11 protein-coding genes, 5 tRNA genes and 3 rRNA genes are annotated in these 22,523 nt (G+C 40.6%); 18 read left to right on the top strand and 1 reads right to left on the bottom strand.

Annotated features, from left to right (window positions below; translation table 11 throughout):
* Window positions 1-4 precede the first annotated feature (4 nt).
* Entirely contained in the window at window positions 5-445 is a 441-nt protein-coding gene (locus tag MJY40_RS01450) for a hypothetical protein (protein WP_317855314.1), read from the bottom strand.
* A gap of 274 nt (window positions 446-719) precedes the next feature.
* Between MJY40_RS01450 and MJY40_RS01455 the strand changes: the two genes are divergently transcribed.
* The 18 genes from MJY40_RS01455 to MJY40_RS01540 all read left to right on the top strand — a co-directional run bounded on the left by MJY40_RS01455 (window position 720) and on the right by MJY40_RS01540 (window position 22,499).
* Entirely contained in the window at window positions 720-899 is a 180-nt protein-coding gene (locus MJY40_RS01455; RefSeq protein ID WP_317855315.1) for a hypothetical protein, read from the top strand.
* A gap of 55 nt (window positions 900-954) precedes the next feature.
* The gene (locus MJY40_RS01460; protein WP_317855316.1) at window positions 955-1,635 is read left to right on the top strand and encodes a M23 family metallopeptidase; all 681 of its coding nucleotides are present in this window, start codon (window positions 955-957) and stop codon (window positions 1,633-1,635) included.
* Window positions 1,636-1,912: 277 nt separating this feature from the next.
* Window positions 1,913-2,416: an O-acetyl-ADP-ribose deacetylase gene (locus MJY40_RS01465; protein WP_317855317.1), complete on the top strand. Its 504-nt coding sequence runs from the start codon at window positions 1,913-1,915 to the stop codon at window positions 2,414-2,416.
* Window positions 2,417-2,934: 518 nt separating this feature from the next.
* The gene (locus MJY40_RS01470) at window positions 2,935-4,134 is read left to right on the top strand and encodes a dicarboxylate/amino acid:cation symporter (protein WP_317855318.1); all 1,200 of its coding nucleotides are present in this window, start codon (window positions 2,935-2,937) and stop codon (window positions 4,132-4,134) included.
* A gap of 1,070 nt (window positions 4,135-5,204) precedes the next feature.
* Window positions 5,205-6,729 (top strand): 16S ribosomal RNA (locus MJY40_RS01475).
* An 84-nt stretch (window positions 6,730-6,813) separates the two neighbouring features.
* A 5S ribosomal RNA gene (gene rrf, locus MJY40_RS01480) occupies window positions 6,814-6,931 on the top strand.
* Window positions 6,932-6,940: 9 nt separating this feature from the next.
* A tRNA-Ile gene (locus MJY40_RS01485) sits at window positions 6,941-7,014 on the top strand.
* Window positions 7,015-7,070: 56 nt separating this feature from the next.
* Window positions 7,071-7,143 (top strand) — tRNA-Ala (locus tag MJY40_RS01490).
* A 273-nt stretch (window positions 7,144-7,416) separates the two neighbouring features.
* Window positions 7,417-10,316, top strand: a 23S ribosomal RNA gene (locus tag MJY40_RS01495).
* Together the 16S, 23S and 5S rRNA genes with 5 tRNA genes alongside form the textbook arrangement of a ribosomal RNA operon.
* A 123-nt stretch (window positions 10,317-10,439) precedes the next feature.
* Window positions 10,440-10,515, top strand: a tRNA-Trp gene (locus MJY40_RS01500).
* Window positions 10,516-10,524: 9 nt separating this feature from the next.
* Window positions 10,525-10,598: transfer RNA gene (locus MJY40_RS01505), tRNA-Asp, on the top strand.
* Window positions 10,599-10,632: 34 nt separating this feature from the next.
* Window positions 10,633-10,705: transfer RNA gene (locus tag MJY40_RS01510), tRNA-Val, on the top strand.
* A gap of 310 nt (window positions 10,706-11,015) precedes the next feature.
* Window positions 11,016-11,852 carry an enoyl-CoA hydratase/isomerase family protein gene (locus MJY40_RS01515; RefSeq protein WP_317855319.1) on the top strand — a complete coding sequence of 279 codons (837 nt, stop codon included), beginning with the start codon at window positions 11,016-11,018 and terminating at the stop codon, window positions 11,850-11,852.
* Between the two features lie 551 nt (window positions 11,853-12,403).
* Window positions 12,404-14,215: a sensor histidine kinase gene (locus MJY40_RS01520; protein ID WP_317855320.1), complete on the top strand. Its 1,812-nt coding sequence runs from the start codon at window positions 12,404-12,406 to the stop codon at window positions 14,213-14,215.
* Complete coding sequence (locus tag MJY40_RS01525) at window positions 14,212-15,093, top strand: response regulator (protein WP_317855321.1); 882 nt, start codon at window positions 14,212-14,214, stop codon at window positions 15,091-15,093. The genes MJY40_RS01520 and MJY40_RS01525 overlap by 4 nt, the downstream gene beginning before the upstream one ends.
* Window positions 15,094-15,378: 285 nt before the next feature.
* Entirely contained in the window at window positions 15,379-19,620 is a 4,242-nt protein-coding gene (locus tag MJY40_RS01530) for a SpaA isopeptide-forming pilin-related protein (RefSeq protein ID WP_317855322.1), read from the top strand.
* Window positions 19,617-21,440: a SpaA isopeptide-forming pilin-related protein gene (locus MJY40_RS01535; RefSeq protein ID WP_317855323.1), complete on the top strand. Its 1,824-nt coding sequence runs from the start codon at window positions 19,617-19,619 to the stop codon at window positions 21,438-21,440. The genes MJY40_RS01530 and MJY40_RS01535 overlap by 4 nt, the downstream gene beginning before the upstream one ends.
* A gap of 207 nt (window positions 21,441-21,647) precedes the next feature.
* Window positions 21,648-22,499 carry a class C sortase gene (locus tag MJY40_RS01540; RefSeq protein WP_317855324.1) on the top strand — a complete coding sequence of 284 codons (852 nt, stop codon included), beginning with the start codon at window positions 21,648-21,650 and terminating at the stop codon, window positions 22,497-22,499.
* Window positions 22,500-22,523: the final 24 nt, after the last annotated feature.

Below are 22,523 nucleotides of genomic sequence, written 5' to 3' on the forward strand. Positions count from 1 at the left end.
TACGCTATTTTGTAGCAGTATGGCTTTGGTATTTATCATGTAATAACAATGCAACACTTTGGATATCCACCTGATGGAGTGCTGGATACAACTGGACAACTTCCTCAAAGGAAATGGAAGCAACCAATTCTGCAAAGGATAAAGTGCTCTTTTGTTGGCAATAGGTTAAAACCCAAGCAGCCCAATATTCAGGGCTTTTGTCCAAGAAGAAAGTAGGTGGTGTTTCTTCCAAACGTCCAAAGGATTTGAAAATCACATCCCTTGCAAGTTGAATACCAGATAGAATTGTATTGGAGTTTCCAATCTCAAGCTCCAATTCCTTTGCAACACCAGAAGAAAGGAATAGACCAAAGAATGCATCAGAAGAAAACTGCAAATCATAAACAGCATAATCCATCATAAGACCCATTTGTTCCATAATATGTTCCAATTGTTTGGTGTCCATTCTTTGACCCCCTTTCATATATTTGTGTTGGCATAATATTGGGTTCATAATGTTTCTATTGTATCGTTGTAGTGGTGTTGTGTCAAGGAAGTATAGCAGTATATTCTTGGGAGGAATCATTTAGGCATTGTATCAGAAAAATATTAAAATAAATAGAGATGTTTCATTATGGCTGATGAGACATTGGTTCTATGAAAGACCTTTTGTGTTGGGATATGGTCATAAATTGACGGTTTTTACATATCATAAATCAGTAACCCTTTGAGGTGATGATATGAAAAGAATTGTGTTGATTTGGTTGTTGTATGTTTCCTTTGCGGTGGTGATATTGCCTGCATGGTTGACCTTATGTATGGGTGGCTTTGATACAAAAGAAGAAATGGTCTACAATGAAGAAGTGATTTATACAATGGAAATGGAAGAAACCATACCAATAGAAAAAAATCTTTTGTAATTATTTGCATAAACCAGAAAACCAATGGCAACAATAGCATTGGAGGTGTATGTAAATGAAAAAAGCAAATTTACCAGTTATGATGACCATTGGCACATGTTTTTGTGTCATGGCAGTGGGTGCTGGCGTTATGTTCCAAGAAGCAAAGGTGGAAGATATTCCAGAAACCACAGAGCAACAACGTATCATCATTGAGAAAGAAGATGTGGCAATTCCACAAACCAGTCAAGCGGTGACCAGTACACAAACAGAGTCTTTGGACACAGAAGCTGTGGAGGGTGTGGAAGAAGTGGATGCAACCACCACAACAGCATTGGCATCAGATCCATTGGCATTTGTGTTTCCTGTGGATGGGGATGTGGTTATGACCTATAGTGTGGAAACAGCGATTTTTGATCCAACATTGGCACAATATCGAACCAATGATAGCATCAGCTTGTCAGCAGCAGTTGGCACAGAGGTCTATGCATCTGAAACAGGTGTGGTCAAAGAAATTCAAAAAGATGAACAACGTGGCACAAGTCTTGTGGTTGCCCATGCAGATGGCTGGTTGACTACATACAGTCAGTTGGCAGCAGACATTTCTGTTTCTGTCGGTGAAACTGTATCCAAAGGTCAAAAACTAGGCACTGTAGGCGAACCCACAAAATATACCATTGCATTGGGGGAACATTTGGAATTTGCAATGGAACAAGATGGAGTATCTCAAAATCCGGAAGCGGTGGCTACGAAGTAATTGCAGTATCCTAAGCAAGTGAAATTATAAAATATTATGTCCCTTTTCAAGATAAGTGTGTCCGTGGAAACCACCTGCCACGGGCTACCATATAGGGTGGCACCTGTGGTGTGCACTCAGCAAGATGTAGGGGTGACCTGTGGTTGCCCGTTGTTTCTGGCATAGTAACACTTATCTTAAAAGGAGAAATATTGTTGCTGAAATCACAAGTTTCGACAAAATCCCTTTACTTTTTCAGTCAAAAGGACTAAAATAAAGTCAGGAAAGGGGTGCTCATATGAAACGGATTACAGTGACCAAAGGCAATATTGCAAAAGTGGAAATGGATGCCATTGTCAATGCTGCAAATACTTCACTTTTGGGTGGAGGTGGTGTGGATGGAGCCATTCATCGAGCTGCTGGTGGCGAATTGTTGGAGGAATGTATCACATTAGGTAGTTGCAAAACAGGTGAAGCCAAAATCACAGGCGGGTACCAGTTGAAAGCCAAGTATGTGATTCATACACCAGGTCCCATTTGGCGTGGTGGTAAATGGCAAGAAAAAGAATTGCTTGCAAATTGTTATCGCAATTGTCTGGAGATTGCAGTTGCACATAATGTGAAAACCATAGCATTTCCTTCCATTAGCACAGGTGTATATCGCTTCCCTGTGGATTTGGCAGCACAGATTGCTGTGGCAGAAATGCGGAAATTTTTGGCAACCAACAATACTTTGGAAGAAGTGCGTGTGGTGTGCTTTGATGATGAAACCAAACAGATTTATAAAAAAGAATTGGAATAAGTGCAAAGGGACTCGAAATGAGTCCTTTTTTTGATGGGGAAATTATGGACATCCGCAAGGGGCATCCCTACATTCCTTGATGAATTTGAAACGTAGGGGCGATTCACGATCGATCGTTGTACCATAAACCAACGGACACCCGCAAGGGGCTCCCTACATTCCACGATGAATTTGAAACGTAGGGGCGATTCGCGAATCGCCCGCTATACCATAAACCATGGACAAAAAAAGAAACATTCTCCTATTGCAAAATGCCAATAAATACTGTAAAATAAAGGTTCTTGACGAAAACACTTGTGCAAAGGCAACACCGCATAACCCGTAATCACAATCTTTAAGGCTTATTTTCCTGTCATAACAACCAAAAAGCCTCGATGATATATCCGATATCACCTGCGTTTTTTAGTAATTATGACAAAAAAATATTCTCTTAAATCTTGCGATTAGAATTATGAGGTGTTGCCTTAAATGTTTTCTCAATATGGACAAATTGGTATAGAGTAGGAAAGGATGAAAATATGAAGGAAAAGAAAAAGTTGCCCTTAGCGGCATGGATATTTATGGGGTTGGTATTGGGTATTGTCACAGGGATTTGTTTGATGGGATCGCCAGAAATTGCCACCACATACATCAAACCTTTTGGGACATTGTTCTTGAATTTGATTAAATTCATTGTGGTACCCATTGTGTTGTTCTCCATTATGGTGGGTGTCATTTCCATGAAAGACATTCGCAAAGTGGGTAAAATTGGCGCCAAAACAGTTGGTTTTTACATGTGTACTACAGCTGTGGCAGTGGTCATTGGTTTGGCTTTGGGCAATGCAAGCAAAGGGATTTTTGAAACCATTTCCACAACTGGATTGGAATATACTGCAACGGAAGCGCCTAGTTTCATCGATACGTTGGTGAATATCTTCCCAAGCAATATCATTTCACCTATGGCAAATACAAATATGTTGCAAGTCATTGTCATTGCGTTGTTCTTTGGTTTTGGCGTCATTTCTGTTGGCGAAAAGGGCAAAGCATTTGCGGAATTTGCAGAAAGTGCCAATGCAGTTTCTATGATGATTATGGATACCATCATCAAATTCAGTCCTGTGGGTGTTTTTTGTTTGATTACACCTGTTGTTGCTGAAAATGGTGCAGGCATCTTGGGGAATTTGGCAGCAGTATTGTTGGTTGCTTATGTGGGCTATCTGTTGCATATGATTGTGGTGTATTCCATATCTGCAAAGGTGTTTGCAAAGATTAGTCCATTGCGATTCTTCAAAACAATGGCGCCTGCAATGATTATGGCGTTTTCCAGTGCTTCTTCTGTGGGCACATTGCCACTCAATTTGGAATGTGTTGAAAAAATGGGTGCAAAGAAGGATGTTGCCAGCTTTGTGTTGCCACTTGGTGCAACCATCAATATGGATGGGACTGCGATTTACCAAGGTGTGTGTGCCATCTTCATTGCAAGTTGTTATGGTTTGGATTTGACTTTGGCGCAACAGCTCACCATCATTTTGACAGCAACTTTGGCATCCATTGGTACAGCAGGTGTACCAGGTGCTGGTATGATTATGTTGGCAATGGTGTTGCAAAGCGTGAATTTGCCCATTGAAGGCATTGCGCTTGTGGCTGGTATCGATCGTATCTTCGATATGGGACGTACTGTGGTCAACATTACAGGCGATGCTGCGTGTACTTTGGTGGTGTCAAAAACAGAAGCTTAATTCTTATGTGCAAAAGCTACAAAACATAAAATGCAATTAAATAGGAAGAAACAGTAAATTAAGCGGTCATATGATCGCTTTTTTTATTGAAAAATATTGATATCACAGGTTTGTATGATATATTCACTTTAATTACAAATCACCACGCATCGTAGGGGATAGGTTTACTTAAATTGATGCTGAAACCAGAAAAGCACTTCACATTGTAGGGGATAGGTTCCCTATCCCGAATCTCCAAATCCCTTAATTGAATCATATTTTGCGGGCAATGGCGTCCCAGGCATCCTGCAAAATCCTGTAACCGCATAACTTACTGCATCCAATAACCTTGCAAAAACAACCCTTTTATCTATTTCGACGATATTGAACTTTGTCCAAACTATCTAAAAACGTGGGTTTTGCTGCAATTCAAGGCTTTTCAAGACAAATGAGTGATTTTGGGTGAAATGAAGCATAATTCTCAATATATAGGGGATGCATGGTGGTTGTAGCGGCTTATATGGTTGAAAACCCTTGATTTCAAAGGCTTTGCGGGGATTGGGAATATATGGATAAAATGACCTGTGAAAAAAATAGTAGAAATTTGAAAAAAAGTGTTGACAATTCCCAGAAAGCGTGTATAATTAAACAAGTCGCTAAGAGATGCGAGGCACGGAAGTCGCAAAGAGCAACTCGACATAGCTTGAACGTGAGTTTGAAGAAGCTTAAAAGAATTTGAAAATAAATAAAAAAGTTCTTGACAAGTTATGGTAAAAGTGATAAACTAATATTCGCTGACAACGAAAGTTGCTGCGAGACAAGCACAAAAAACTTTCTAAAAAAAGTAAAAAAAGTGCTTGACAAACAAAACAAAGTTTGATACAATAATCTAGCTGCTGAAACAGTGGCAAGCAAATGTAACAAACAAAATGAAGATTGATCCTTGAAAACTGAACAGTATGTAAAGAATAAACACAACCCATAGTCAATTCGATATCTATATGATATCAAATAAAACTAAAAGATTTTGTTGGTTTCGAAAAAACCATCACTAGCCAGATAAAGAAATTTATGCTGGTCAGATTAAACTTTAATTTAAGAGTTTGATCCTGGCTCAGGATGAACGCTGGCGGCGTGCTTAACACATGCAAGTCGAGCGGAGTTATGGAAGAGCTTGCTCAGAAATAACTTAGCGGCGGACGGGTGAGTAACGTGTGGGTAACCTGCCCTATACTTCGGAATAAGCGTTGGAAACGACGTCTAATACCGTATGTCATCACGAAATCGCATGATTTTGTGAAAAAAGGAGCTTGCTTCGGTATAGGATGGACCCGCATCTGATTAGCTAGTTGGTGAGATAACAGCCCACCAAGGCTTCGATCAGTAGCCGACCTGAGAGGGTGATCGGCCACATTGGGACTGAGACACGGCCCAAACTCCTACGGGAGGCAGCAGTGGGGAATATTGCACAATGGGCGAAAGCCTGATGCAGCAACGCCGCGTGAAGGATGAAGGTTTTCGGATCGTAAACTTCTATCAACAGGGACGAAACAAATGACGGTACCTGAATAAGAAGCACCGGCTAAATACGTGCCAGCAGCCGCGGTAATACGTATGGTGCAAGCGTTATCCGGAATTACTGGGTGTAAAGGGAGCGTAGGCGGTATGGTAAGCCAGATGTGAAAGCCCGAAGCTTAACTTCGAGGATTGCATTTGGAACTATCAAACTAGAGTACAGGAGAGGTAAGTGGAATTCCTAGTGTAGCGGTGAAATGCGTAGATATTAGGAAGAACACCAGTGGCGAAGGCGACTTACTGGACTGAAACTGACGCTGAGGCTCGAAAGCGTGGGGAGCGAACAGGATTAGATACCCTGGTAGTCCACGCCGTAAACGATGAGTGCTAGGTGTCGGGGAGGAATCCTCGGTGCCGCAGCTAACGCAATAAGCACTCCACCTGGGGAGTACGATCGCAAGATTGAAACTCAAAGGAATTGACGGGGGCCCGCACAAGCGGTGGAGCATGTGGTTTAATTCGAAGCAACGCGAAGAACCTTACCAAGACTTGACATCCCGATGACCGGTGTAGAGATACACTTTTCTTTCGAGACATCGGTGACAGGTGGTGCATGGTTGTCGTCAGCTCGTGTCGTGAGATGTTGGGTTAAGTCCCGCAACGAGCGCAACCCCTATCCTTAGTAGCCATCATTGAGTTGGGCACTCTAGGGAGACTGCCGTGGATAACACGGAGGAAGGTGGGGATGACGTCAAATCATCATGCCCCTTATGTCTTGGGCTACACACGTGCTACAATGGTTGGAAACAAAGTGACGCAAAACGGCGACGTCAAGCAAATCACAGAAACCCAATCTCAGTTCGGATTGTAGTCTGCAACTCGACTACATGAAGCTGGAATCGCTAGTAATCGCAGATCAGAATGCTGCGGTGAATACGTTCCCGGGCCTTGTACACACCGCCCGTCACACCATGGGAGTTGGAAGCACCCGAAGTCAGTGACCTAACCGTAAGGGAGGAGCTGCCGAAGGTGATATCAGCGACTGGGGTGAAGTCGTAACAAGGTAGCCGTATCGGAAGGTGCGGCTGGATCACCTCCTTTCTATGGAGTATTGGTTGAATATTCATATATACTGTTTGGTTTTGAAGGATTACCTTCAAGAAAAAAAGCAAAAATAATAACATCTTCGGTGATGATGCGCTCAGGGGACACATCCGTTCCCATTCCGAACACGACGATTAAGACCTGAGCGGTCGATGATACTTGGTGGGCAGCTGCCTGGGAAAGTAGATGGTCGCCGAAGTCCTATTATGGGCTCATAGCTCAGCTGGTTAGAGCGCACGCCTGATAAGCGTGAGGTCGGTGGTTCGAGTCCACTTGAGCCCACTGTTATAATTTTATAACAAATCAGCGTAAAATCAACAAATTGAATAAAACTTTATGGGGGTTTAGCTCAGCTGGGAGAGCACCTGCCTTGCACGCAGGGGGTCGCAAGTTCGAACCTTGTAATCTCCATTCACCAACATTTACAACGTGAATGATTGGTATGCACCTTGAAAACTGAATACAAGAAAAAGAGTCAATTATTGAGAAAGATTTATCTTTTTCATAATTATCGAGAAAAAAGAAACAACCTTCTCATAGTAGAGTCGTCTATTATGAAGAAGAAAAATATCAAAAAAATTGTAGTATCGCTACTACAAAACATTCCAAATGAACAAAGCTGTTACACGCAAGTGTGATAGACCGTTTTCTTCTTTAAACTAATTATTGAAGGAAACTACAAATGGTCAAGCAAGAAAGAGCACAAGGAGAATGCCTTGGCACTAGGAGCCGACGAAAGACGTGATAAGCTGCGATAAGCTTCGGGGAGGTGCAAATAACCTTTGATCCGGAGATTTCTGAATGGGGAAACCTAACTGAGCAAACCTCAGTTATCCGTATGTAAATACATAGCATACGGAAGGGAACGCTGTGAACTGAAACATCTAAGTAGCAGTAGGAGGAGAAAGAAAACTCGATTTCCAAAGTAGCGGCGAGCGAAATGGAAACAGGCCAAACCAAGAGACCTAGTCTTTTGGGGTTGCGGACTGCGTATGGTATTGACAAAGGTTAGTCGAAGTGTTTTGGGAAAGCACACCAAAGAGGGTGAAAGTCCTGTAGACGAAAACTTGAGTCAGCTAGCAGTATCCAGAGTACCACGGGACACGAGAAACCCTGTGGGAAGCCGGGGGGACCACCCCCAAGCCTAAATACTCCCTAGTGACCGATAGTGAAGTAGTACTGTGAAGGAAAGGTGAAAAGAACCCCGGGAGGGGAGTGAAAGAGAACCTGAAACCTTGTGCTTACAAACAGTCAGAGGACTTAGTGTCTGATGGCGTACTTTTTGTAGAACGGTCCGGCGAGTTAATAATACTAGCGAGGTTAAGTACTTATAAGGTACGGAGCCGAAGGGAAACCAAGTCTTAATAGGGCGTATAGTTAGTGTTATTAGACCCGAAACCGGGTGACCTACCCATGTCCAGGTTGAAGATACCGTAAAAGGTATTGGAGGACCGAACACACATCTGTTGAAAAAGGTGGTGATGAGGTGTGGGTAGCGGAGAAATTCCAATCGAACTCGGAGATAGCTGGTTCTCCTCGAAATAGCTTTAGGGCTAGCCTCGAGAGGAGTCTAACGGAGGTAAAGCACTGAACTGACGCGGGGCCCAAAAAGGTTACCAACTCATATCAAACTAAGAATGCCGTAGAGATACCCTCGGGAGTCAGACTATGTGAGATAAGTCGCATGGTCAAAAGGGAAAGAGCCCAGACCGACAGCTAAGGTCCCAAAGTACGTGTTAAGTGGAAAAGGATGTGGGATTTCACAGACAACTAGGATGTTGGCTTAGAAGCAGCCATACATTTAAAGAGTGCGTAATAGCTCACTAGTCGAGAAAACCTGCGCCGAAAATGTAACGGGGCTAAAACACGTCACCGAAGCTACGGATTTCCTACTAAGTAGGAAGTGGTAGAGGAGCATCCTGCAAGGACGAAGCTTGAGCGAAAGCAAGGGTGGACGAAACAGGAGAGAGAATGCCGGAATGAGTAGCGAGATATATGTGAGAAACATATAGGCCGAATATCTAAGGTTTCCTGGGTAAAGCTAATCTTCCCAGGGTTAGTCGGGGCCTAAGGCGAGGACGAAAGTCGTAGTCGATGGACAACAGGTTGATATTCCTGTACTACGTATTATCAGAACTGTGGGGACGCAGGAGGATAGGAAAACCGTGGAATGGAAAAACACGGCTAAGCACAAAGTCTTGAGGGGCAGGAAAATCCACCCTCTTAAAGGATGAAGTGTTATGGGAACTGAAAAAAAGTAAGGAAGTTTCCGAATCCACACTGCCAAGAAAAGCCACTATTGCGTAATACGTACCCGTACCGTAAACCGACACAGGTAGATAAGGAGAAAATCCACAGGCCGACGGGAGAAGTGTTGTTAAGGAACTCGGCAAAATAACCCCGTAACTTAGGGAGAAGGGGAGCCACGCAAGTGGCCGCAGAAAAGAGGCGCAAGCAACTGTTTAGCAAAAACATAGGTCTATGCGAAACCGTAAGGTGAAGTATATGGGCTGACACCTGCCCGGTGCTGGAAGGTTAAAAGGAGAGGTTAGTCGCAAGGCGAAGCTTTGAATTCAAGCCCCAGTAAACGGCGGCCGTAACTATAACGGTCCTAAGGTAGCGAAATTCCTTGTCAGGTAAGTTCTGACCCGCACGAAAGGTGTAATGATTTGCGCACTGTCTCGACAACACGCCCGGTGAAATTGAAGAACCAGTGAAGATACTGGTTACCCGCAACAGGACGGAAAGACCCCATGGAGCTTTACTGCAGCCTGATACTGGGATTCGATGTTATATGTACAGGATAGGAGGGAGACTAAGAAGCGAGTACGCTAGTATTCGTGGAGTCGCCGGTGGGATACCTCTCTTATAACATTGGGTTTCTAACTCGTGCCCCTGAATCGGGGCAGAAGACAATGTCAGGCGGGCAGTTTGACTGGGGCGGTCGCCTCCCAAAAGGTAACGGAGGCGCTCGAAGGTCACCTCAGAATGATTGGAAACCATTCAAAGAGTGTAAAGGCAAAAGGTGGCTTGACTGCGACAGCGACGGCTGGAGCAGGTACGAAAGTAGGACTTAGTGATCCGGTGGTAATAAGTGGGAATGCCATCGCTCAACGGATAAAAGCTACCCTGGGGATAACAGGCTTATCTCCCCCAAGAGTTCACATCGACGGGGAGGTTTGGCACCTCGATGTCGGCTCATCGCATCCTGGGGCTGAAGTAGGTCCCAAGGGTTGGGCTGTTCGCCCATTAAAGCGGTACGCGAGCTGGGTTCAGAACGTCGTGAGACAGTTCGGTCCCTATCCGTTGTGGGCGCTGGAAATTTGAGAGGAGCTGTCCTTAGTACGAGAGGACCGGGATGGACGTATCTCTGGTGTACCGGTTGCAGACCAACTGCACAGCCGGGTAGCTATATACGGAACGGATAAACGCTGAAGGCATCTAAGCGTGAAGCCGCCCTCAAGATAAGATTTCCCATTCTTCGGAAGTAAGACCCCTTGCAGATAACAAGGTTGATAGGCTAGAGGTGTAAGTGCGGTAACGTATTCAGCTGACTAGTACTAATAGGTCGAGGGCTTGACCAAAGCAATTTGGAGTCACAGAAGTGACAAAAAGGTCAACAAAGTGTTGACAAAATCGATAATTAATTGTACAATAGTTCTTGTGTTCAGTTTTGAAGGTGTAGGAACAACAAAACACTTTTTTATAGGGGTGTAGTTCAGTTGGTAGAACGTTGGTCTCCAAAACCAAATGTCGAGGGTTCGAGTCCTTTCGCCCCTGCCATTAAATTTTGGCTCAGTAGCTCAGTTGGTTAGAGCGCCGGCCTGTCACGCCGGAGGTCGTGGGTTCGAGCCCCATCTGAGTCGCTTATTAATTTCATATTTGAATCAACTGTTATGTGGGAGTTTAGCTCAGCTGGGAGAGCATCTGCCTTACAAGCAGAGGGTCACAGGTTCGAGCCCTGTAACTCCCATAACATTGGAAAGACAATCTTAAATGGTTGTCTTTTTTTATGTAGAAAATAGATTTAGAGAGTTATATTTTTCGATATAACGATTTTTTCAAACGAATCAAATTTACCGCATAACAAACACGAAATACACAAATTAGAAATCATCGGTATTTCTGGGGCATTTTATTTCAAACAAAGCTGTTTTTCAAAACATCAATTAAGTTTGTCTATAGCATTTTTGAAGTGGAACCATCATATGAATATGTAAAAATAAAATAGGTATACTAGCATTGTCAGTCAAAATACAGAAAACCGAAGGAGATTTTTGAATATGTATACCACATTTAAAACAAACAAAAAAGATAGCGTACTTTATGTAACTTTTGATTTTCCACCTGTCAACATCCAAGGTGTTCCAATGATTGCAGATTTGAATAGGCTTTGTGATGAATTGGAAAACAATCGAGAAATCAAAGTTGTGGTGTTTCAATCGGCAAATCCAGAAATTTTTATTGCACATACGGATATTGATATGCTGCAAAATTTATCCGAGGAGCCTGTGCCGATGGAACAGGTGAAATTATCACCGCTGCAAATGGCATTGAATCGTATCGCAAAATTGCCACAAGCAACTATTGCAAAAATCGAAGGCATGGCGAGAGGTGGTGGACATGAGCTTGCTTTGGCTTGTGATATGAGATTTGCAGCGAGAGGAAAAGCTGTATTCATGCAAATGGAAGTTGGGATGGGAGTTTTGCCCTGTGGTGGTGGTTCCTCTCGTATGGCAAGGCAAACTGGCCTTGGAAAAGCTTTGGAAATCATACTTTCTGCACAAGATTTCGGTGCAGATGAAGCAGAACAATTTGGCACAATCAATAGAGCATTGGATCCGTATGAAATCACAGAGTATGTAGACAAACTTGCAACAAGGATTTCTAAATTTCCAAGTGCTTCCATCGAAAATTGCAAAAGGATGGTATATGCTTCTATTGATATGCCCATTGAGGATGCACTTTTGCATGAAGATTACCATTTATATCAATGTACAAGCCAAACATCGGCAGTTGAGAGATTCAAACAAGCTGCAAAAACTGATTTTCAAGATAGTTTGGAAAATCAAAGAAACTTTGAACCCTTATTGATGACCATGCAAAATAATGAAGCGTAAATGTAACAAGAGGGTGCAGTTCATCTCTAATTTTCAAATGACTTCGGCATTTTTAGGGCTTTTTATCTCGAAAAAAGCTGTTTTTTGAAATATCAATTTCAGTTTATTTATTGCATTTTTGCATACTACCACTGTATCTCCCACCAATACAGTGGTTTTTTATGCTTAAAATGAAGAAAGAAATCAATTTCATATAAAAATTATCAACCCTAAAAAGTTGTTAGGTGTGAGGTCAACTATCCTTCAGCCTAACAGCTTTTTTTATTTATCGGGAAGGAGGGTATCAATGAATACAAACTGAAAACGTGTGATATCACCAATTTCAGCGTGTATTCCAAGTGATGTACCAACTTTTTTTGTGTTGTAAACAAGAAATTGGTGCTTATGGGAATATGTGACTTTATATGGAAAATAATGGGATTTTGATGTTATTTTTTGTGAATTATTGTTGAAATTGTGTGTTGTTTTATTTGACAAACAAAACAACTAGGTATAGCATTAAACTATATAAAATTGTAGGGATATGACCGTTGCAAAGGGGTGAGTGCACCATGAAACGAATGGTGGGAATCAGAAAAATAGCTAGATTTGCTCGTGTTTTTCGCTGGGTTATTGTGGTGTTTATAGTTGGAATTCTTGCTTGGGGGTATACATTCCCAGAAGATATAAAAGTTTATTGGAGAAATCCATATAATACCGTAAATTCTGGATGGACACAGATGATAGATGGACAATCTTATGACATTGAAACTGTACAAGATGCAATAGCAGTTGATATTGGGGAATCTGTTGTTTTGGAGCGTACCATTTGGGTTAAGGAAGAGGATCGTCATTTGATGTTTTATATAGAGCACCAAGAGGTGGATGTGTATATTGGCGATGAGCAGGTATATCACTTGGCACCACCTGAAGAGATGGACTTCTATGGCAGTGTTGGAAAACGTTGGGTTGAGGTTGCAATTCCAAAGGAGGCAAATGGTCAAACTTTGCGTGTTGAAATCTCTGGTCAATTCAGGCAATATCAGTCTATGCCACTGAATATGTATTGGTTGAAATATGATGATATACAAAGTGCGCAAGCCTATGATATGTGGATAAGCAATACAGCGGCATTTGTGTTGCTTGCTTTGGCAGTTATGTCTTACGCCAATGCAATGATATGGAAAAACAAAAAGTTACGACGATATCTATTTGCAGTAGGCGATTTATATCTTATGATTGGATTGTGGCTATGTGCCAATATCAATTTGATTGCCATTATTTTTGGAAGAGTGCCAATCTCCTCTATATTGTCTATGATATTTGTGCGTATAATAACAGTTACGTTTTATCAAGTCTGCATATCCTCTATTAGAGAACAATCAAAATGGTTGCCAATTATAGGCATTTTTGCATGGGGTAATTTGATTGGATCACTGGTTTTACAGTTTGTGTTTGGTATTTCATTGGTTTCTCAATTATATGGATATGCAATTGCAGTGTGTTTGGGGTCACTTGTTTATTTGATTGGGATGGTATATCAATTCATCACAAAGCCATATACACGAAAAGAGCAACGTATTTACTATTCATCTGCTATTTTGCTTGTAGCGGTTTTGTGTGAAGCTATTTTCAGTTTGCGTCATAGTATTTTTGGACAATACACAGGCATTGCTGTTGCAGTAGGTGGTATCATCCATGCAATTTTAGTACACATCTTCTTGGTGAGCAATGAATCTGTTAGCGATGTACAGAAACGAGAATTGGAAGCCCATTACAAAGTATTGCAGAAAAAACCTTTGACCAGTCAAATCAATGCACATTTCTTAGGCAATGCACTCAACTCCATCAGTGCCTATTGCAAAGAAGACCCAGAAAGAGCAGATGTAGCGGTGCAAATATTGGCAAAATATATGCGTGAGTTCATGCATTTGGTCAATACAGGGGACAATGTGTCTGTGGAAGACGAACTATATTTATTGGAATTGTATTCTGACCTTCAAAGAATACGATTTGATGATTCCATTGTATTTGAAGTGACCAATGAGTTTGATGACTTTGAATTGCCACCACTTTCGTTGCAACCTTTGGTAGAAAATGCGGTTTGGCATGGGATTCGTGCTACAATTGGTGAAGGTGTTGTCAAAATCAAAACAGAAAAGTTTCAAAATATGGGGGTTGTCATCATCAGTGACAATGGCGTTGGATTTGAAATGGATGAATCAGAAACCTATATGGGGGTTAGTTTAACCAACATAAAATCTCGTATTATGGAAATGGGTGGCACCATGCATATCCATAGTCGTGTGGGACAAGGTACAGAAGTTGTTTTGCGTGTACCAATTGAAGTGGCATTAGAATTGAATGAGGAGGATTTGGTATGAAAATTATTTATGTAGATGACGAACGTAGTGCACATGTCAATTTTGCTTTTCATATCAAAGAACGCACAGATATTTCCATGATTGCATATTTCAAAGATTGCAAAGAACCATTGGAATATGTAGAAATGCATGATGTGGATTGTGCTTTTTTGGATATTGATTTGCCAGGTGGTAATGGCATTGAAATTGCCAAGGAATTGAAACGCATCCAACCAGAAATGGAAGTGGTATTCATCACCAGCCACGATGAATTTGCAAGGGAAGCCTATAAAGTAGGTGGTCGTGGCTATTTATCCAAACCATATAGCAATGAAGAATTGGATGAAATTATCACACGTGTTGGAAAACTGGTCAAAAGACCACCATCTGCAAAAGAAAAACAATATGATTTGGAAGTGCCACATATATTTGCAAAAACCTTTGGTAATTTTGATTTGTTGTTGGATGGAAAATCAGTGCATTTCAAAAATGCTAAGGTAAAAGAATTGCTTGCATTTTTGGTGGATCAAATGGGTGGTACTGCAAGCAATGCACAAATTTTCTTTGCCCTGTGGGAAAAACAAGAATACACCAAATCCACTTCTACATATGTAAGGAGAACGGTACGTAGTTTGAAAGAAGAATTGGATGGGTATGGAATTGGTCATATTTTGATTTCCAAACGCAATAGTATTTGCATTGATGTGGATGCCATTGCTTGCGATTACTATGACTTGCTACAAGGAAGTAGGTTTGCACTACGTCATTACAATGGAAAATATATGAGCCAATATTCTTGGGGTGAAGAAACCATACCTGTCATTGAACGTATGGCAATGGCATTGGAGACACAATCAGAACCAAATGAGAAGTTGAAATATGGAATTTCAAAAATGTAAATAACAACCAAAAAAGGTATATTATACAAGTGCTAATTGTATGATGTGCCTTTTTTTGATGTGCAAAAATTGAAATGTATTGAAAAAAGTACAAAAAAAATAAAAATATTTAAAAAAATTGCAAAAAAACGTTGAAAATGCTCTTATTTTGTCCGCTTCATGGCCTACTGTTGATGATACCATTTGATACAATGATTACAACGGATTGTATACAATAATTTAATGCATATAGGAATAATATGAAAAATGAAATCAAGATAATTGACTTGGAAGTGAGGTGAGTGGATGATCGAGAAAATGAGATATACAGCAGCGTTATGGAGACGTATATTTGTACTTGTTGTGATTGGGATGTTGGTGATGAATCAAACGGTGGCATCATTCACAGCCTTTGCAACAGAAGTGGAAACCATAACACAAGTCACATCAGAAAACACAGAATCATCAAGCGGTTCAGAATCCACAGAAGGTTCAGAATCCACAGAAGGTTCAGAGTCAACAAGTGGTTCAGAATCATCAGAAAGCACTGAATCCACAGAAGGTTCAGAATCAACAGAAAATACCGAAACACCAGATGAAACAGAAACACCAGATGAAACAGAAACACCAGACGAAACAGAAACACCAGATGAAACAGAAACACCAGACGAAACAGAAACACCAGATGAAACAGAAACACCAGATGAAACTGAAATTCCAGACGAAACTGAAACACCAGACGAAAGTGAAACACCAGACGAAACAGAAATACCAGATGAAACAGAAACACCAGATAGCACAGAAACACCAGATAGCACTGAAACACCTAATGAAGAAACAAGCACAGGTGGCGGTTCAGGTGGTGGTGGAAGTGATGAAGAATCAGAAGAAACCATAGATCCAGACGCAGAAGTGGATACAGAAGAAACATTGGCACCAGAAATACCATTGGAAAATGAATTATTAGAAGAAGTGGTACCAGAATTGCTTGCAACAACTGCAACAGTGGCATATGGCAGCTTTACTTTTACAATGCCAGAAAGCAGTGATGCAACAGCAACCTTTGACGTAACTGTTTACATCCAGCGTGCAGCAGATGGTGCATACCATTCTCATACTTGGAATGCAACAGAAACCTATAGCATTTCAGCAACCAATGCAACAGAAATTACCTTAACACAAGCGTGGGTTGAAGTATATGGAAATGGTGCCAGTACCATGGAAGGTAAGTTGACAGGTCTGGTATCAGGTGAAACCGTTACCATAGAAGATATTTTGATTGCTTTGCCAGATGAATGGGTTGATACTGCATACCAATATGATGAAACATACATCACTTTGGTGGCAACCAGTTCTGTAGCAGATGAAGTTGTTGTGGTAAATCCAGCAACCACATTGTTGTCATCAGGAAGCAATATCTTAGCAGGTTCTATTACAATTGAAGGTGCTGTGGATACAACAGAGTATACATATGGTGATTTCCAATTCAAATTGCCAACAACTACAATAGATACAGAAGGCAATACAGTGGACATTGACTCCACAACAGACTATACAGTAACCGTTTATTTGGAACGTACCTATCAAGGGTCAGCATTCACACCAAATGGATTTGAAGACTATGGTTTTTCTGTTACAGATACAGCGGGAAGCGTAGAAGAACGTGCTTTTCGTTTGACAACAACTTGGTTGGATTTGTTTGGAGATGGCTCCAGTCTTGGTACCTATATGGGAACCATAACAGGACTTTCACCAGGAGATGCAGTATGTATAAGAGATATTTTATTATCCAAATTGGATATCAACTTGGAATGGGCAGAGCAAATGGATACCACATATGTGACAATCCAAGTAGCAAGCTCCAATGGTGCAGAAGTGATCACTGTTCCACAAAATCAATTGGTTTTGGTGGCAGACACAGTGACAGAAATGGAAGAAATCACTTCTGGTATGGAAGTATTGCCAGAAAGCGATATCCAACAATTGACAGATGATACCTTGGATGTAGAAGGAAACATCATTTTGTTTATGCTCAGCAATTACAATGTGGTTTCATTGAAAGACATAGAAGCAACACACATTGTTGGTCCAATCATTGCACAAGAAAGTGCTTATCGAACAGGAAATGAATTTGCAAGCGGCAGCACAGATAGTACAGTCAATGCAGATTACTTGATTGCATCAGATTATTCCAGAGGAGTTTCTTCCTATGTAGGTATTCTAAATGCAATTGATCATTCTCCATATGATTCCACTTTCAAATTGAATTATGGTTTTGAAGTGGTGACCACAGATGCCAATGGTTTTGGATGGGCAACAGATTTTACACCACCAAATTTCTACACAAGAGAAACAGAGTTTTACGACAATGATATTTTGGTAGGTGTATCCCAAGAAGAAATTGATTCGGAATTGCGTGATGTGGTATACCTTTATCGTGAAAATCCAGTGATTTCCTTCTATTCACCAAATGCAGAAGGCTATGTGACAAACTATGACACAAACGGGAACATTCAAAGTGCCAAAACATTAACTTTGCAAAATGATGACTATATCGATTTCGATGATTATTGGGATGATATCATCGATGCAAGTGAATATATGTTGGAATATGGCAGCTTGACATCTGACCAAAGCGATGAAATCATTGTCATCAATGCGTATGGTAAAACCAGCATAACTTTGGAAGCTGGATATAGCTACTTGATCCAAAATGCAAATGTACTGGCAACAGTGGATATTGATTTCCCAGAAGACGAAAATGGAAATGAAATTTACGATTTCTTTGACAATCTATATCCAGGAACCACAATCATCAATTTTGATGGCGCAACCGTAAATCCAACTACCATAGATGGTAAGCTGGTATCACAATTCCCAGAAACACTCATCAATGGCGAAATGTTGGAGACTTTGTCTGGTGATGGTGGTGAATATAGTGAAATTGGAAATAAGATTATTTGGAATTTGCCAAATGTAGTGACAAATGGCGAATCCAAACGTTTGGTATTCTCCACAGTGGGACCAAATGTTGCAGGACATATTGTAGCACCATATGCAGAGCTTTGGAACTACTACGAATCCTCCAGTGGCGTGATCACATGGGGTGGTGGTAACCTGAATGGTACTGCAATCGTGGCAGATTTCCACGGTGGATATATGGAAATGCACATGTGGGCGTTTAGCGGTTTGGAAGAAATTAGCACAGCTGTTTCTTTGACAGCAGAAAAGATTTATACCAATGGGAATTTGGCAAATCAATCCTTTGATTTTATTTTGGAAAAAGTAGATGGAGCAAATTACGATGGCTTGTCAGACACATTTGCTTTCCCATACACAGCAACCAGTGATTCCAGTGGTATGATTCGATTCCCGTCAATTGTATTTGATGTGGATTCCAGTATCAACTATCCAAAAGAATACAAATTTACCATCAAAGAAGTAATTCCAGAAACACCAAGAACCGATATCACATATGATGCAGGTGAATATCTCGTTACAGTCAAAGTATATGAAACAAGAACAACTGTGGTGGATATGACATATGTAACATTGACCAATGACTATATCATTACACAAGAAGGCGAATCTGTAGATGATATGACCTTTACCAATGTGAAACGTGTAGAAGAAGGTGGCACCACTTCCTATAGCTTCACCAAAATTTCAGAAGAAGGCAATGCGCTCAATGGTGCACAGTTTATTTTGAGCAAAGATCCAGTAAACTGGACAGATGCAATCACCTATGTCAGTGGTTATGTGACATTGGAAGATGGTAGCATCAGTGAATATGTTATTTTGGAAACAGATGCAGAAGGTGATGAAGAAGTGGCAGAAGTGAGCACCACTACAGTAGAAGTGGGTTCCATCACCTTTGAGAACTTAGAACTGAATACAACTTATTACTTTAAAGAAATTTTAGCTCCAACAGGATATGATGTTGCAGCAGGATATTGGAAATTGGAAGTCAATGCATCTGGTGGAATCTTCATTACAGCAATGGATGGTGCACCAGAAATGGAAAACAATCAAATTGTCAACTATCCAACACCAATAGAGAAAATTGATGTGACATTATACAAACAAACCCATACAGGCAATACCCTTGCAGGTGCTGTATTTGTGGTAGAACGTGTATTGTCTTTGGAAAATCCAGTTGTAGTAGAAGGTGGATATCATGGTATATTCACAAGTGATGAAAATGGGAATCTTCTCATTACGGATTTGTTGTATGATGGCGTGTATCGTATTACAGAAACCATTGCACCAGATGGATATATGATACCAGAAGAAATTGCGTATTGGTTGTTGGATGTACACAAAGATGGTTCTATTGAAATTTACGAACCGAATTTATACGAAGTGGGATCTAATGGCAGCCAAACATTGGTAGATGGTCTGATTTTGATCAATACCAGAGAATATGTACTACCAACCACGGGTGGAGAAGGTAAATGGAAATATCTACTTGTAGGCTGTTTGATTATGATTTGTGCAAGTTTATGTTGTTGTTTACGATTGAGAAGAAAGAAGGGGACTTTACAATGAAACGAATTTTATCCAGATTTTTAGTATCTTTAACACTTGTTGTAGCAGTGATTTCCAGTATGATTCCAACAATGGCTTTTGCAGAAGAAACAAAAATAGGTAGTGGGGACTATTCCATTACCATCATCAACGAAGTGGAAACAGGGATTACCATTGATGGCGATTGGTTCCATGCCTATCAACTTTTGGTGGCAGATAGTTTGACCACCTATGCAGTACATGCAGATTTTGTGGATTTCTTCTCTGGAATCAAAACAGGTGCAGATAATACCAAATTCTACTTTGATGTTGCTTTGAAAGCAATTGAAGATGCACAAGTTGCTGTAGATGCATTTGGTGATGATTTGACCAGTATGGATGCAATCAATGCACTATATGATTTGCAAGTGGCAGAAGATGATTACAACCAATTGGTAGGTCAATATTTGGAAACCTTCCAAAGTGGCGATCCATATGAATTGGTAGTGGATTTGCGTAACTATGTACAATATGACACAGAAAATGGCGATTTGATTGCTTGTATCGCACATAACCAAGCAACATCAAATAGTGATGGTAGCGAATCTGTTAAATTGACAGGTTTGACAGAAGGGTACTACTTTGTATTGGATGAAGAAAGTACACTTACAGGTGTTGGGATTGCTTCCAGTGGTGCGTTGGTTCCAGTTGGTAGCGATGTTGGTGGAGATGCAACCATCTATGTAAAAAATAGCGTTCCTGTAGTAGATAAGAGCATTTTGCACAACGACTTGGGCAGTTTTGTATATGTACCAGAAGATGCAAGTGGAGATGATACACAAGATGGACAATGGGATATCGTAGGGGATTATGAAGTTGGCGATACAGCTTATTTCTTGGTTACTTCCACATTGCCAAATAATATTGATTCCTATAATTTTGATGGAACATCAACAAATAGCTATGATGATTACTACTATGAATTGTCTGATACCATGAGCGATGGTATTACATACCAAAAAAATGCAAAGGTATATGTAGATAGAAATGGAACAACAGAATTGGATGATGACTATTATACAGTAGATCACAGTGGAACAAGCAATGGTTTTGTGATCCAAGTCAATGTAAAAGGTTTGAAAGCAGATTCCAGATATACAAATACAACCACTTTGTACACACATTACACAGGTGTTGTGAATGCAAATGCAGAAGTTTCCAAAGACTATGAAGAAAATACAATAACATTGAGCTTCAACAGCAACCCTAGTGATAGCAGCTACATTGGTTCTGACTCTGTAACTGTATATTCCTATACATTTGACTTGGAAATCACAAAAATGGACGAAAATGGCGATCCTCTTGCAGGTGCAACCTTTGGTATTTACGATGGTTCCATTTGGATTCCAGTGAAATATTTGGATACAGAAGAAGGCGTAGATTATTACTATTTGGCACCAAGTATGACAATAGATTCCAATAACACAGGTTACGTTGTAACAAATAGTACAGGTGAATTTGTCATCTATGGTTTGGATGATGCAATTGAATACGTATTGAAAGAAGAATCAGCACCAACTGGTTATAATGCAATTGATCCAATTCCATTTATCATTGAAGCAACGTACGATAGCACAACAGGAACAATTGTAACATTGACAGACAACAGTGCTTCCATCAAAAATTCAGGAAATCAATCTGGTTTCGAAGCAGAAATCATGAACCGTAAAACGGTATTGTTGCCATCCACTGGTGGTATCGGTACCATTATATTCCAAATTGGCGGAGCGTTGTTGATGCTCGGTGCAGCGTTGTATCTCATCTTGGGCATGAAAAAGAAATCTGAAAAAGAAAATCAATAGTCCCAATTAAAGATAAAAGGGTTTTTATATCTTGTAGAGTACGCATTGTATGCGTACCAAAAGCAGAATGGATAATTAAGATATATCACGTATATTGGGTCTCGCTAAGTTTAATTGGAAAAACCACTAAAGAAAATCAATTTGACTGTAGGGGCACCCTTTGTGGTTGTCCACAATCTAAAATACAATAAGGAGTAAATATTGCCTATGAAAAAACGTGTTTCGATTTTTGGTTGTATCTTAATATTTGTGTTGGGACTTGGCGTTATGTTCTATCCAACCATCAGCAATTGGGTGCATGAGCAAACAGCATCCTATGCAATTTCTGATTATTATGAACAAATAAGCCAAAAAACCGAAGACGAAACCGCTGTTTTGTTTGCAGCAGCAAGGGCATACAATGCAACGCTTTCAGGTGATAGAGAATCCTTTTTGGAAGCAGAAGAAAATGAAGACAATAACATCCAAAACCCTGGATATTGGAACACATTTGATATCATGAACGATATCATTGGCGTTGTGGATATTCCTTCCATTAAAGTGACACTGCCCATTTATCATGGAACAGATGAAACCACATTACAAAAAGGTGTTGGACATTTGGAAGGTTCTGCTTTGCCAACAGGGGACATTGGAAACCATACAGTGCTCACAGGACATACAGGTTTGCCATCTGTGGAATTGTTTACAGATTTAGACCAAGTGGTCATTGGTGATGTGTTCCATTTGCAAGTTTTGGATCAGATTTTCACCTATGAAGTGAAAGAAATCAATGTGGTGTTGCCATCAGAAACAGAATCGCTGCAGGCACAAGCAGATAAAGATTTGGTGACTTTGGTAACATGTACACCATATGGAATCAATTCTCACCGTTTGTTGGTGACAGGAGAACAAATTGCAGCGGAAACACAAGTGGCATCCACAAATACAACATCACATAGCAATGTCATTCAAAAAGCAAGTGCATTGGATAGCTTACCAATGTTGGTGGCAATTGCAGTTGGTTTGCTGGTATTGTTTATCATTGCAATTGTAATACGAAAACGTAAAAAAATGTAAACGTAATGAATATAAAAACTAGAA

This window comes from Chakrabartyella piscis (assembly GCA_030067835.1).
Taxonomy (GTDB): Bacteria; Bacillota; Clostridia; order Lachnospirales; family Anaerotignaceae; genus Chakrabartyella; species Chakrabartyella piscis.

Coding starts and splice junctions, on each gene's coding strand:
- MJY40_RS01465 (WP_317855317.1), top strand. CDS start 1,913: ATGAAACGGATTACAGTGACCAAAGGCAATATTGCAAAAGTGGAAATG.
- MJY40_RS01460 (WP_317855316.1), top strand. CDS start 955: ATGAAAAAAGCAAATTTACCAGTTATGATGACCATTGGCACATGTTTT.
- MJY40_RS01455 (WP_317855315.1), top strand. CDS start 720: ATGAAAAGAATTGTGTTGATTTGGTTGTTGTATGTTTCCTTTGCGGTG.
- MJY40_RS01520 (WP_317855320.1), top strand. CDS start 12,404: ATGAAACGAATGGTGGGAATCAGAAAAATAGCTAGATTTGCTCGTGTT.
- MJY40_RS01470 (WP_317855318.1), top strand. CDS start 2,935: ATGAAGGAAAAGAAAAAGTTGCCCTTAGCGGCATGGATATTTATGGGG.
- MJY40_RS01540 (WP_317855324.1), top strand. CDS start 21,648: ATGAAAAAACGTGTTTCGATTTTTGGTTGTATCTTAATATTTGTGTTG.
- MJY40_RS01450 (WP_317855314.1), bottom strand. CDS start 445: ATGGACACCAAACAATTGGAACATATTATGGAACAAATGGGTCTTATG.
- MJY40_RS01525 (WP_317855321.1), top strand. CDS start 14,212: ATGAAAATTATTTATGTAGATGACGAACGTAGTGCACATGTCAATTTT.
- MJY40_RS01535 (WP_317855323.1), top strand. CDS start 19,617: ATGAAACGAATTTTATCCAGATTTTTAGTATCTTTAACACTTGTTGTA.
- MJY40_RS01530 (WP_317855322.1), top strand. CDS start 15,379: ATGATCGAGAAAATGAGATATACAGCAGCGTTATGGAGACGTATATTT.
- MJY40_RS01515 (WP_317855319.1), top strand. CDS start 11,016: ATGTATACCACATTTAAAACAAACAAAAAAGATAGCGTACTTTATGTA.